The 12538-nt window shown below is 65.7% G+C and carries 11 protein-coding genes, 2 tRNA genes and 1 pseudogene; 11 read left to right on the top strand and 3 right to left on the bottom strand.

Annotation, left to right across the window (positions count from 1 at the left end; translation table 11 throughout):
• From DB708_RS09420 to DB708_RS09410, 3 genes are all read left to right on the top strand, one after another.
• Positions 1–567 (top strand): HNH endonuclease (locus tag DB708_RS09420; RefSeq protein ID WP_108921693.1); only part of this gene is annotated, 567 nt, incomplete at its 5' end.
• Between the two features lie 67 nt (positions 568–634).
• Positions 635–859: an aa3-type cytochrome oxidase subunit CtaJ gene (gene ctaJ, locus DB708_RS09415; RefSeq protein ID WP_108921689.1), complete on the top strand. Its 225-nt coding sequence runs from the start codon at positions 635–637 to the stop codon at positions 857–859.
• A complete protein-coding gene (locus DB708_RS09410) occupies positions 846–1313 on the top strand; it encodes a DUF5130 domain-containing protein (RefSeq protein ID WP_165839787.1) in 468 nt (155 codons plus the stop codon). The genes ctaJ and DB708_RS09410 overlap by 14 nt, the downstream gene beginning before the upstream one ends.
• Before the next feature lie 9 nt (positions 1314–1322).
• Here DB708_RS09410 and pepN read toward each other — a convergent pair.
• A pseudogene (gene pepN, locus DB708_RS09405) lies at positions 1323–3918 on the bottom strand (aminopeptidase N).
• A 119-nt stretch (positions 3919–4037) separates the two neighbouring features.
• On the opposite strand from pepN, the gene DB708_RS09400 reads away from it, so the two are divergent.
• The 3 genes from DB708_RS09400 to DB708_RS09390 all read left to right on the top strand — a co-directional run bounded on the left by DB708_RS09400 (position 4038) and on the right by DB708_RS09390 (position 6017).
• Positions 4038–4661 carry a mycothiol-dependent nitroreductase Rv2466c family protein gene (locus DB708_RS09400; protein ID WP_108921687.1) on the top strand — a complete coding sequence of 208 codons (624 nt, stop codon included), beginning with the start codon at positions 4038–4040 and terminating at the stop codon, positions 4659–4661.
• 70 nt (positions 4662–4731) lie between these two features.
• Positions 4732–5211, top strand: a complete 480-nt coding sequence (locus tag DB708_RS09395; protein ID WP_165839786.1) for a ribose-5-phosphate isomerase — start codon at positions 4732–4734, stop codon at positions 5209–5211.
• Positions 5212–5219: 8 nt separating this feature from the next.
• Positions 5220–6017, top strand: a complete 798-nt coding sequence (locus DB708_RS09390) for an Fpg/Nei family DNA glycosylase (protein ID WP_108921686.1) — start codon at positions 5220–5222, stop codon at positions 6015–6017.
• Positions 6018–6519: 502 nt separating this feature from the next.
• Here the strand turns inward: DB708_RS09390 and DB708_RS09385 are convergent.
• Positions 6520–7710, bottom strand: coding sequence for a serine hydrolase domain-containing protein (locus DB708_RS09385; RefSeq protein WP_108921685.1), 1191 nt, complete (start codon positions 7708–7710; stop codon positions 6520–6522).
• Between the two features lie 31 nt (positions 7711–7741).
• Positions 7742–7812 (bottom strand) — tRNA-Gly (locus tag DB708_RS09380).
• Positions 7813–7945: 133 nt separating this feature from the next.
• Between DB708_RS09380 and DB708_RS09375 the strand changes: the two genes are divergently transcribed.
• The 5 genes from DB708_RS09375 to clpX all read left to right on the top strand — a co-directional run bounded on the left by DB708_RS09375 (position 7946) and on the right by clpX (position 12449).
• Positions 7946–8022, top strand: a tRNA-Pro gene (locus DB708_RS09375).
• Positions 8023–8075: 53 nt separating this feature from the next.
• Positions 8076–9476, top strand: coding sequence for a trigger factor (tig, locus tag DB708_RS09370; protein ID WP_108921684.1), 1401 nt, complete (start codon positions 8076–8078; stop codon positions 9474–9476).
• Positions 9477–9602: 126 nt separating this feature from the next.
• A complete protein-coding gene (gene clpP1, locus DB708_RS09365) occupies positions 9603–10193 on the top strand; it encodes an ATP-dependent CLP protease proteolytic subunit ClpP1 (protein WP_108921683.1) in 591 nt (196 codons plus the stop codon).
• Entirely contained in the window at positions 10190–10825 is a 636-nt protein-coding gene (gene clpP2 / locus DB708_RS09360) for an ATP-dependent CLP protease proteolytic subunit ClpP2 (RefSeq protein WP_108921682.1), read from the top strand. The genes clpP1 and clpP2 overlap by 4 nt, the downstream gene beginning before the upstream one ends.
• A gap of 343 nt (positions 10826–11168) precedes the next feature.
• Complete coding sequence (gene clpX / locus DB708_RS09355) at positions 11169–12449, top strand: ATP-dependent Clp protease ATP-binding subunit ClpX (RefSeq protein WP_108921681.1); 1281 nt, start codon at positions 11169–11171, stop codon at positions 12447–12449.
• Positions 12450–12538: the final 89 nt, after the last annotated feature.

Here is a 12538-nt window from a genome sequence, read left to right as displayed (position 1 = left end):
GCCCCCGGCACCGATACCCATCCGCCCACCCGGCACGAAACGGTTTCGATCTGGAGTCGCCGACGGGTGCTGCTGCTGAATTCCACCTACGAACCCCTGACCGCGCTGCCGATGCGGCGAGCGATCGTGATGGTGATCTGCGGCAAGGCTGACGTGGTGCACGCCGATCCCACCGGGCCGATCATCCACTCGGCGAGCGAGTCGATCGTGGTGCCGTCGGTGATCCAACTGCGGACCTACGTCCGGGTTCCGTACCGGGCCCGGGTACCGATGACCCGCGCCGCGCTGATGCACCGCGACCGGTTCTGCTGTGCCTACTGCGGCGCGAAAGCCGACACCGTCGACCACGTCGTGCCACGCAGCCGCGGCGGCGAGCACTCGTGGGAGAACTGCGTCGCCTGCTGCTCAACCTGCAACCATCGCAAGGGCGACAAGCTGCTGGTCGAACTCGGCTGGGCACTGCGCCGGACGCCGCTGCCGCCGACGGGACAGCACTGGCGACTGCTGTCCACGGTCAAGGAGATGGATCCCACCTGGGTCCGGTACCTCGGTGAGGGCGCGGCCTAACCGCCAATCTGGTGTCCAAGCGCGCCGCTGGATCACCGCGTGGGATACGGTTTGCGTCGTGAGCGCTATGGAGATTCACCTGTACTTGCTTGGAATACCGGCGTTGCTGGTGATCGTGCTGGCGGCGCTGATCTGGTCGCGCAAGGGGCCGCACCCCGCGACCTACAAGATGTCCGAGCCGTGGACGCATCCGCCGGTGCTGTGGGCAGCCACCGACGAATTCGTCGGGCACTCGCACGGACATCACGCATCGGAGTTCTCAGTCGGAGGTGGCGCCAGTGGCACATGGTGAGGTAGCGACGAAAGCACCCGCGGCACTGCCCATGGGTTTTGCGATGACCACCAGCGGTCGGGTGTCCGGCGTCACCGAGCCCGGTGAGCTATCGGTGCACTACCCGTTCCCCACCAAGGACCTGGTCGCCATCGACGACGCCCTGAAATACGGTTCACGACAGTCGATGACGCGATTCGCCGTCTACATCGGCGACTTGGGCAGCGACACCGCGGCGCGGGCCCGCGAGATCCTGGCTGACGTGCAGACCCCGAACAACGCGGTGCTGCTTGCCGTCTCGCCCGACCAAGCCATCATCGAGGTGGTCTACGGCGCGGAGGTTCGCGGCCGCGGTGCCGAGACGGCCGCCCCGCTGGGCGTGGCCGCCGCATCGTCGGCGTTCGAGCAGGGTCACCTGGTCGACGGCCTCGTCAGCGCGATCCGCGTGCTCAGCGCGGGGATCTCCCCGGCCTGACGGCGCTAGCTAAGCACCGTCGAACGTGCGGGCCCGCAACGCCCGCTTCACCCCGGACTGCCCCTCGAGTACCAGGCGGCGCAAGGCCGGTGGTACCTCGGACTCCGGCCCGGTCAGGAATTTGTCGGCGGCGGCGACGCCGTCCTCGCTGATGTCGTAGGACGGGTACAGCCCGATCACCACCGTCTGGGCGACCTCGCTGGAGCGTCGCGCCCAGACGCCGGGGATGGCCTGGAAATAGCGTGCGGCGAACAGTTTGAGCAACTCACCCTGCCCGGGCGCCGCGAAGCCCGCGATGATCGCCCGGGCCGAGGTGTTGGCCACGGTGTCGTCCTCGACCACCGTGATGAACGCCTTCTCCTTGACGTCGAGCTGCGGGCGGGCCGCGGCCGCCGAGGCACCGTGGCGCTTGCCGGTGGCCGGTGGCCGTCGGGTCGCGCCGCACCTCGGCATCGATGAACGGAGTCTCGAGCCCGTCGGCATCGACATCGCCGGCGGCGGACAGGGCGGTCACGATGCGCCAGCGCAGGTCGGTGTCGATCTCGAGGCCCGCCAGGCCCAACTCCGCGGGGTCGTTGTCGAGCAGGTCGGCCAGTGTCGCGATGTGCCGGCTGGACAGCACCGACGAGCACAGCGTGTTGACGAAGGCGAGTTGGTGATCCGACCCCGGCTGCGCCGCGCGGGCCAGTTGCAGCACCCGGTCGGCGAACTGCGGCCAGCCGTGCTCACGGGCCCAGCCGGGTTCGGCGTAGGAGCTCAGCGCCGTCTGCGCCTGCATCAGCAGCCGTTGCGCGACCCCGACTTCCGTCTCGGCCTGTACACCGCCGGACACCAGTGCCACGAAGTCGCGGGCTCGCAGTTCGGCCTCGCGGGTCATCTCCCACGCCGCCGACCACACCAGCGAGCGGGGCAGCGGCTCGGCGATGTCGGCGATGCGCTCCAGTGCGGATCGCAACGACTGGGTGTCCAGGCGCAGTGAGCAATACGTCAGGTCGTCATCGTTGACCAGGATCAGCTTGCCGGACGAAACACCAACCAGCGCAGGTACTTCCGTCTCCGGTCCGTCGACGTCGAGTTCCTCCCGGTGCACCCGCACCAGCTTGCCCGCGTCGTCTTCGTCGTAGATCCCGACGGCCAGCCGGTGCACCCGGGTCTCGCCGGCCCCCGGCGCGGCGCCGCTTTGTGTCACCACGAACCGGGTGAACTTCCCGTCGGCGTCGGTGTCGAATTCCGGGCGCAGTGTGTTCAGGCCGGTGGTCTTCAACCACTGCTGACCCCAGTTCGACAGGTCACGGCCCGACGCCTGCTCCAGCGCGGACAGCAGATCGTCGAAGGTGGCGTTGCCGAATGCATGCGTGCGGAAGTAGTCGCGCAGCCCGGCCAGGAAGTGCTCCAGCCCGACGTAGGCGACCAGCTGCTTGAGCACCGAAGCGCCCTTGGCGTAGGTGATGCCGTCGAAGTTCACCTCGACAGCGGCCAGGTCGGGGATGTCGGCGGCGATGGGGTGCGTCGACGGCAACTGGTCCTGGCGGTACGCCCACGACTTCTCGACGGTGGCGAACGTCGTCCAGGCCTCGGTGAATTCCGTTGCCTCGCTTTGGCACAGCACCGACGCGAACGTCGCGAACGACTCGTTCAGCCACAGGTCGTCCCACCAGGTCATGGTCACCAGGTTGCCGAACCACATGTGTGCCATCTCGTGCAGCACCGTCTCGGCGCGCCGCTCGTAGGAGGCGCGGGTGACCTTGCTACGGAAGACATAGTCCTCCAGGAACGTCACCGCCCCGGCGTTTTCCATTGCGCCGGCGTTGAATTCGGGGACGAACAGCTGATCGTACTTGCCGAACGCGTAGGGCAAGCCAAAGTTGCTGTGGTAGAAGCCAAAACCCTGCTTGGTCTGGGTGAACAATCGGTCGGCGTCCATGTGCTGCGCCAGTGAGGCCCGGCAGTAGATGCCCAGCGGGATCTCACCGTGCTCGTCGCTGTAGGAGTCCTTCCACTCCGAGTATGGGCCCGCGATCAACGCCACCAGATAGGTGCTCATTCGTGGCGTGATCGCAAAACTGTGCACCCCGTTCTCGATCGAGACGGTTGCGCCGTTGGAGATCACCTTCCAGTGCGCCGGCGCGGCCACCCGCAAATCGAAGGTCGCCTTGAGGTCGGGTTGGTCGAAGCAGGCGAACATGCGCTTGGCGTCGGCGGTTTCGAACTGCGAGTACAGGTAGGTCTCGTCGTCCACCGGGTCGACGAAGCGATGCAGTCCCTCGCCGGTGTTGGAGTACTGGCAGTCGGCGTCGATGACGACGACGTTGCGATCGGCCAGGCCGCGCAACGGGATGCCGGTCGATTCGTCGTATCCCGAGACGTCCAAGTCGCGCCCGTTGAGGGTGGCGCTGCGAACGGTCTTGGCGGCGAGGTCGATAACCGTGTCTGCGCCGGCGAGTGCGTCGAACACCACGGTGGTGGTGGAGCGGAAAGTGCCTTCGCCGGGCCCGCCAGCAACGCCGGAGCCGTCGGTGACGTCAAGGCTGATCTGGTAGCTGTCGACGGTGATCAGCGCCGCGCGCTCGACGGCTTGGTCTCGGGTGAGGTTAGGAAGGGCCACGCGTCCAACTTAGTGGCGCCGCGGGCCGGCAGTGCGGAACGGGAACATGCGCGCGGCGACTACGGTTGACCAAAGCGGTGCTCTGACCGCCCCCAAACTGTTTCCGAGAGGACTGCACAATGTCCGAGAAAGCCCCTGCTAAAGACGAAGCCGGCTTCTGGTTCGACCCGCTGTGCCCGTGGGCATGGATCACGTCGCGTTGGATCCTCGAAGTCGAAAAGGTTCGCGACATCGACGTGAACTTCCACGTGATGAGTTTGGCGATACTCAACGAGAACCGGGAAGACCTGCCCGAGGAATACCGGGATCGGATGAAGCTGGCCTGGGGCCCGGTCCGGGTGGCCATCGCCGCCGAACAGGCCCACGGCGCTGAGGTTTTGGCCCCGCTGTACACCGCGATGGGCACCCAGATTCACAACAAGGGGAACAAGGAACTCGAAGACGTCATCAAGCTAGCGCTGGACGAGGTCGGTCTGCCCGCCGAGTTGGCCGCGGCCGCAACCAGCGAGGAATACGACGAGGCGCTGCGCAAGAGCCACCACGCCGGCATGGACGCAGTCGGCGAGGACGTCGGCACACCGACCATCCACGTCAACGGTGTGGCGTTCTTCGGCCCGGTGCTGTCGCGCATTCCGCGCGGTGAAGAGGCCGGCAAGCTCTGGGACGCCTCGGTCACCTTCGCCGCGTATCCGCACTTCTTCGAGCTCAAGCGCTCGCGTCACGAGCGCCCTGAGTTCGACTGACCTCCCCGCGCACCGCGACGCGACACCCCGCGCGTTGCGTCGCGCAGGCGTGCGGGTAAACATTGCGGTCATGCGCGTCTACCTGGGTTCTGACCACGCTGGATTCGAGCTCAAGCAAGCGATCATTGAGCACCTGAAAAAGACCGGGCACGAGCCGATCGATTGCGGCGCGTTCACTTATGACGCTGAAGACGACTACCCCGCGTTCTGCATCGACGCCGCAGCGCGCACGGTGGCCGACCCGGAAAGCCTCGGCATCGTCATCGGGGGATCGGGCAACGGCGAGCAGATCGCGGCCAACAAGGTTCCGGGTGCACGCTGCGCGCTGGCGTGGAGCGTCGAGACCGCGTCGCTGGCGCGCGAGCACAACAACGCGCAGCTGATCGGCATCGGCGGCCGGATGCACACCGTGGCCGACGCATTGACCTTCGTCGACGCCTTTCTCACCACGCCATGGTCGAAAGCGCAGCGCCACCAACGGCGTATCGACATTCTCGACGAGTACGAGCGCACCCACCAGGCGCCGCCGGTGCCCGGCGCGCAGGCTTAAGGACTGCGTTGCCCGAAGGCCATACGCTGCACCGGCTGGCCCGGCTGCACCAACGGCGATTCGGTGGTGCACCGGTCGCCGTGTCCAGCCCGCAGGGTCGCTTCGCCGGTGCGGCGGCCGCGGTCGACGGTCAGGTGCTGCGGAAGTCCAGCGCCTGGGGCAAGCATCTTTTCCACCACTACGCCGGCGGCCCGATCGTGCACGTACATCTCGGCCTCTACGGCACTTTCACCGATTGGGAGCTCCCTCCGCTTCCGGAACCGGTCGGGCAGGTGCGGATGCGGATGGTCGGCGCCGAGTACGGAGCCGACTTGCGCGGCCCGACGGTGTGCGAGGTGATCGACGAGGCTCAGGTCAGCGAGGTCGTGGCCAGGCTCGGTCCCGACCCGTTGCGCAGCGACGCAGACCCCGCCTCGGCGTGGGCCCGTATCACGAAGTCCCGCAGGCCTATTGGCGGCTTGCTGATGGACCAGACGATCATCGCCGGGGTGGGCAACGTCTACCGCAGCGAGTTGTTGTTCCGCCATCACATCGACCCGTACCGGCCCGGCCGGGCGGTCGGCGAAGCGGAGTTCGATGCCGCATGGACCGACCTGGTGGCGTTGATGAAGGTCGGCCTGCGGCGCGGCAAGATCGTCGTGGTGCTGCCCGAACACGATCACGGTCCGCCGTCCTACCGGCCGGACCGCCCGCGCACCTATGTGTATCGGCGCGCCGGCGATCCGTGCCGAGTGTGCGGCAGCGCGATCCGCACGGCCGTGCTGGAGGGCCGCAACGTGTTCTGGTGCCCGACCTGCCAGAAGTGAGCGTCGTGACGCGAATCGGACTGGCAGGAAACTGACAGGAAGAAACGCTGGCGTCTATAGTTTTCGATTTCGGCGCGGCGGGTAACAGTCACGCTTGTGAAAACGATTCCGCGTTTAGCTGCAACGATTTTCGCCGGAGCCGCCATCGCGGGTCTGGCGGGTGTGGGCGTCGCCGCCGACGCTTACGCGCAGCCTGGGCCGTTCCCGCAATGGTGCCCAGGGGAGTTCTGGGATCCGGGCTGGGGCAACAACTGGGACTGGAACAACTGTCATGACTGGCGCGGCGGGCCCGGGGGACCGGGTGGTCCCGGAAATCCTTGGGACCGTGGGCCCGGTTGGGGCCCAGGTGGTCCCGGAGGGCCTGGCGGTCCTGGCGGTCCTTGGGGACCAGGGGGTCCGGGCGGACCGCCGCCCCCGCCCGGATGGCACCCCTGACCCAAGCCCAACTCACCGATCGCGTCCTGCCGGCATCGTTCGGCAGGGCGCGATCATGTCGAGTGGGTCAGGAGACGTCGACGCCCAGCACGGCGTAGACCTCGTTGCTCAACGCCAGGCTGCGTGGGTCCGCGTTGGACTTGGTGGCGTCGAAGCGATTCGCCACGTACGCGTAGCCGATGCGGTGTTCCAGGTCGACGAACCCGAACGAGCCGCCCAGCCCGCCGTGGCCGAAGATCCGCGGGTTGGGTCCGTTGACGTGACGCTGGTTGAGCATGTAGCCCAGCCCCCAGCCATGGTCGGCGACGCGCGGGCCGAGCACCAGGTCAGGCTCGAAGCCGCCCTGCGACACCCGAATCAGGTCCATGTGCTCGCGGCTGAGCAGCTTCTCCTGAGCGAGCGCGTTGTAGAACGTGGCCAATCCCAGGGCGGACACCTGACCGTTGGTGCCGGGGAATTCAAGCCGGCGCCACAGTTCGAGGTCATAGGAGCTGACCTCGTCGTCCGGGGTGAACCCCATCGACACTGCGAGCCCGGCCTTGGGGTGTTCGTCCAGGCTGGTCGGGTTGCTGGGGATATGCGTGAGCAGGTCGCGCATGTGCGGCTTGTTGACGCGCTCGGCGCAGCGGAGCTGGTCGGCGTCGGACAGGCCGATGTGGACGTCGGCGCCCAACGGTTCGGCGATCTCGGTGCGCAGATACTGGCCGATCGTGCGGCCCGTCACCCGGCGAAACACCTCGCCGACGATGAAGCCGAAGGTGGTCATGTGATAGCCCTGGGCGGTGCCCGGCTCCCACCATGGTTCGGCGACTATCAGTTGTTCGCAGACGTAATCCCAGTCGCAGACCTGTTGCCAGCTCATCGGGGTGCGTGGCCCGATCACGCCGGACCGGTGACTGATCACCATGGCCAGCGTGATGTCTTCCTTGCCGGCCTGCCCGAATTCGGGCCAGTAACGCGCGATCGGGGTGTGCAGGTCCACCTCACCGCGATCGGCGAGTTGATGGAGGCAGGTGGCCGACAGCCCCTTGGTGCCGGACAGCACAGTGGTCAGGGTGTCTTGCTGCCAGGCTCGAGTGCCGGCCGCGTCGGCCGAGCCGCCCCAGAGATTGACGACCAGGTCCCCGTCGACCCATACGGCGACGGCCGCGCCCGTCTCGCTGAGCTGGGCAAAGTTACGCTCGAACGCGTCACGTACTCCGGTGAAGTCCGACGCGCATGAGCCTTGAATGTCCACGTCTGTTTTCAGGTCGCTCATGGCGCCTTTCTGTGGAGCACTACCTACCCCGAGCGGGCGACGGGAATCGAACCCGCGTAGCTAGTTTGGAAGACTAGGGCTCTACCATTGAGCTACGCCCGCATGCATTAGTCGAGCGAGACTGTATCTGGCGGCGGAGATCAAATCTAATCGAGGCAGATTTGTGATGGCTTTGTGAGGTCCCGAGGTCGCTTCGAAGCCGGTGCGGTCGGGCCGTAGGATCGCGAGGTCAGCGCGGGGTGTAGCGCAGCTTGGTAGCGCATCCGCTTTGGGAGCGGAAGGCCGCAGGTTCAAATCCTGTCACCCCGACCAGCACCGCGCCGCAACCCAAGGCCACCGAGAAACAAAGAACGAGGAGCACACCCGTGAAGAGCAGCGTCGAGCAGTTGACCCCCACCCGGGTGCGCATCAACGTGGAGGTGCCTTTCACCGAACTTGAGCCCGACTTCCAGCGCGCCTACAAGGAGCTCGCCAAGCAGGTCCGGATGCCCGGGTTCCGGCCCGGCAAGGTGCCGATGAAGTTGCTGGAGGCCCGCTTCGGCCGGGAAGAGATGCTCGAGCAGGTCGTCAACGAGGCGCTGCCCACCCGGTATGGACAAGCGGTCACCGAGGTCGAAGTGCACCCGATCGGCCGGCCCGAAATCGAGGTGACCAAGAAGGAGTACGGCGAGGACCTGGCATTCACGGCCGAGGTTGACGTCCGACCCACGATTACCCTGCCCGACCTCAGCGCGCTGAAGGTTTCGGTGGACCCGATCGAGGTTGGCGACGACGACGTCGACGCCGAGCTGGAGTCCTTGCGTGCCCGGTTCGGCACCCTCACCGGAGTAGATCGTCCGGTAGCCGACGGCGACTTCGTGTCGATCGACTTGTCGGCGACCATCGACGGCGAGGAGATCCCGGGCGCCGCCGCGGAGGGTTTGTCGCACGAGGTTGGCTCCGGCCGGCTCATCGAGGGTCTCGACGATGCGCTGGTCGGTCTGTCCGTCGACGAGTCCAAGGAATTCACCGCCAAGCTGGCGACGGGCGAACATGTCGGCCAGGACGCGCAGGTCACCGTCACGGTCAAGACGATCAAACAACGCGAACTGCCGGAGCCCGACGACGAATTTGCGCAATTGGCAAGCGAATTCGACACCATCGACGAACTGCGCAACAGCCTGCGCGACCAGGTCGGCAACGTCAAGCGTGCCGAGCAAGCGGGCAAGATCCAGGAAGCCGCGATGGATGCCCTGCTCGAGCAGGTCGATGTGCCACTGCCGGAGGGCATCGTCACCGAACAGTTCGACAGGGCCATCCACGGCGCCATCGACAGCGTCAACCACGACGAAGCCAAGTTCGAAGAGGTGCTGGCCCAGCAGGGCAAGACGCGCGAGGAATTCGAAACCGAGACGCGCGGCGCGGTGGAGAAGGACGTGCAACGGCAGCTGTTGTTCGATGCGCTGGCCGACGAACTGGAGGTTCAGGTCGGCCAGGACGACCTGACCGAGCGCCTGGTGGCGACGTCGCGGCAATACGGCATCGAGCCGCAGCAGTTGTTCGCCTACCTGCAGGAAAACAACCAGCTGCCGGCCATGTTCGCCGACGTGCGGCGTGGTCTGGCGATCGCCGCGGTGGTCTCGAAGGCGACGGTCACCGATACCGCCGGCAACACCATCGACACGAGCGAGTTCTTCCCGGACCGCTCGAAGGGTGACGCTGCCGCCGAGGATGCTGACGATCCGGACGAAGGCGACGACGCGGCCGATGAGTCCAGCGAGGAATGACCCAGCCTTGACGCTGTGAGCGAACGCGCCGACTTCAGGGGTGCGTGGCCGCGAAACCGCGGGCTCGGTTGGTTAGTGTCGTGAGTACAGATCTGAAAGAAAGCAGGTAACCCGGTCGTGACTGACATGCGTTCGAATTCGGTGGGTCTCAACCTCACGGACTCGGTCTATGAGCGCTTGCTCTCCGAGCGCATCATCTTCCTGGGTTCGGAGGTGAACGATGAGGTCGCCAACCGGTTGTGCGCGCAGATTCTGCTGCTCGCCGCCGAGGACGGTGACAAGGACATCAACCTCTACATCAACTCCCCAGGCGGATCGATCAGCGCCGGGATGGCGATCTACGACACGATGGTGTTGGCGCCCTGCGACATCGCCACTTACGCGATGGGCATGGCCGCCTCGATGGGTGAGTTCCTGCTGGCGGCGGGGACCAAGGGCAAGCGCTACGCGCTGCCGCACGCCCGCATCCTGATGCACCAGCCGCTGGGCGGGGTGACCGGTAGCGCGGCCGACATCGCCATCCAGGCCGAGCAGTTCGCCGTCATTAAGAAGGAGATGTTCCGGCTCAACGCGGAATTCACCGGCCAGCCGATCGAGCGCATCGAGGCCGACTCGGACCGCGACCGCTGGTTCACCGCTCCGGAGGCCCTGGAGTACGGCTTCGTCGACCACATCATCACCCGCGCCGCCCACATCACCAATGGAGAAGCCCAGTGAACCCCGAAACTCAACCCCAGGCGCGCTATATCCTCCCGTCGTTCATCGAGCACTCCAGCTTCGGTGTCAAGGAGTCGAACCCCTACAACAAGCTGTTCGAGGAACGCATCATCTTCCTCGGCGTTCAGGTCGACGACGCGTCGGCGAACGACATCATGGCGCAGTTGCTGGTGCTCGAGTCGCTGGATCCCGACCGCGACATCACCATGTACATCAACTCGCCCGGTGGCGGGTTCACTTCACTGATGGCGATCTACGACACGATGCAATACGTGCGGGCCGACATTCAGACGGTGTGTCTGGGTCAGGCCGCCTCGGCCGCGGCGGTGCTGCTGGCCGCCGGTACGCCGGGTAAGCGGATGGCGTTGCCGAATGCGCGCGTGTTGATCCACCAGCCGTCGCTGTCCGGCGTGATCCAGGGTCAGTTCTCCGACCTGGAGATCCAGGCCGCCGAGATCGAGCGGATGCGCACACTGATGGAGACCACGCTGGCCCGGCACACAAACAAGGATGCCGCGGTGATCCGCAAGGACACCGACCGGGACAAGATCCTGACTGCCGAAGACGCGAAGGACTACGGGATCATTGACACCGTTCTCGAGTACCGGAAGCTCTCCGCGCAGAACGCCTAACACCTGTCTTCTGGCGTCGCTCAACGTGCACTCGCGGCGAGAAATCGACCGCCCCGAGAATTCACGCAGCCAATCCCACCTAGTCGCTGTAAGGTGGTGGCCTGGCCACCAGCCCGTTTGGCGAAAGCAGCCTCGGTCGGGTAACGACCGCGACACGCCAAAGACACGGAAAGCGCGTCTGCGCCAGCTACGGGGGGTGTCGGGCTATATGTTTTCGGACAGGCATGAATACCACCGACGCGATTCGTCGCTAATGGTCGCGGGGGGCCCGATCCACCGGGTAGCGTCGGAGGGAATGCATGCGGCACGTTAAGGCGTACAGGGAAGTAGGCACTGAGGCACCATGGCGCGCATCGGAGACGGCGGCGATCTGCTGAAGTGCTCATTCTGCGGGAAGAGCCAGAAGCAGGTTAAGAAACTTATTGCGGGCCCGGGCGTCTACATCTGCGATGAGTGCATTGATCTCTGCAACGAGATCATCGAAGAGGAGCTGGCCGACGCCGACGACGTCAAGCTCGACGAACTGCCCAAGCCTGCCGAGATCCGCGAGTTCCTCGAGGGCTACGTCATCGGGCAGGACACGGCAAAGCGGACGTTGGCGGTCGCGGTCTATAACCACTACAAGCGGATTCAGGCCGGCGAGAAGGGTCGTGACTCCCGCTGTGAGCCGGTTGAGCTGACCAAGTCCAACATTCTGATGCTCGGCCCCACCGGCTGCGGCAAGACCTACCTGGCCCAGACCCTGGCAAAAATGCTCAACGTGCCGTTCGCCATCGCGGACGCCACCGCACTGACCGAAGCCGGCTACGTCGGTGAAGACGTCGAGAACATTCTGCTCAAGCTGATCCAGGCTGCCGACTACGACGTCAAGCGCGCCGAGACCGGCATCATCTACATCGACGAGGTCGACAAGATCGCCCGCAAGAGCGAGAACCCGTCGATCACCCGCGACGTCTCCGGTGAAGGCGTGCAGCAGGCCCTGCTGAAAATTCTGGAGGGCACCCAGGCGTCGGTTCCCCCGCAGGGCGGCCGCAAGCACCCGCACCAGGAATTCATCCAGATCGACACCACCAACGTGCTGTTCATCGTCGCGGGTGCGTTCGCCGGGCTGGAGAAGATCATCTACGAGCGCGTCGGCAAGCGCGGTCTGGGCTTCGGCGCCGAGGTTCGCTCGAAGGCCGAGATCGACACCACCGACCACTTCGCCGACGTGATGCCCGAGGACCTGATCAAGTTCGGTCTGATCCCCGAGTTCATCGGCCGCCTCCCGGTGGTTGCCTCGGTCACCAACCTCGATATGGAGTCGTTGGTCAAGATCCTGTCCGAGCCCAAGAACGCGCTCGTCAACCAGTACACCCGGCTGTTCGAGATGGACGGCGTGGAGCTGGAGTTCAGCGACGACGCACTTGAGGCGATCGCCGACCAGGCGATCCACCGCGGCACCGGTGCACGTGGTCTGCGCGCCATCATGGAAGAGGTGCTGCTGCCGGTGATGTACGACATCCCGAGCCGCGACGACGTCGCCAAGGTGGTCGTGACCAAGGAGACGGTGCAGGACAACGTGCTGCCGACGATCGTGCCGCGCAAGGCGTCGCGCAGCGAGCGCCGCGACAAGAGCGCGTAGCCAGCACCCTTCACGGTCGGACCTGACGACCGCAGCAGTGCCGTTCCGAAGAGCAGTTTCTCGTGGCCTTTGTGCTTACCGAACAATGC

This window comes from Mycobacterium montefiorense, from assembly GCF_003112775.1.
Classification (GTDB): domain Bacteria; phylum Actinomycetota; class Actinomycetes; order Mycobacteriales; family Mycobacteriaceae; genus Mycobacterium; species Mycobacterium montefiorense.
Note: the sequence above shows the minus strand (reverse complement) of the source record. Positions and strands in the feature narration are given on the sequence as shown.

Excerpts from the sequence above, each read along its gene's own strand:
- ctaJ (WP_108921689.1), top strand. The coding sequence starts at position 635 with ATGGAGATTCACCTGTACTTGCTTGGAATACCGGCGTTGCTGGTGATC.
- DB708_RS09400 (WP_108921687.1), top strand. The coding sequence starts at position 4,038 with ATGTCCGAGAAAGCCCCTGCTAAAGACGAAGCCGGCTTCTGGTTCGAC.
- DB708_RS09395 (WP_165839786.1), top strand. The coding sequence starts at position 4,732 with ATGCGCGTCTACCTGGGTTCTGACCACGCTGGATTCGAGCTCAAGCAA.
- DB708_RS09385 (WP_108921685.1), bottom strand. The coding sequence starts at position 7,710 with ATGAGCGACCTGAAAACAGACGTGGACATTCAAGGCTCATGCGCGTCG.
- clpP1 (WP_108921683.1), top strand. The coding sequence starts at position 9,603 with ATGCGTTCGAATTCGGTGGGTCTCAACCTCACGGACTCGGTCTATGAG.
- clpX (WP_108921681.1), top strand. The coding sequence starts at position 11,169 with ATGGCGCGCATCGGAGACGGCGGCGATCTGCTGAAGTGCTCATTCTGC.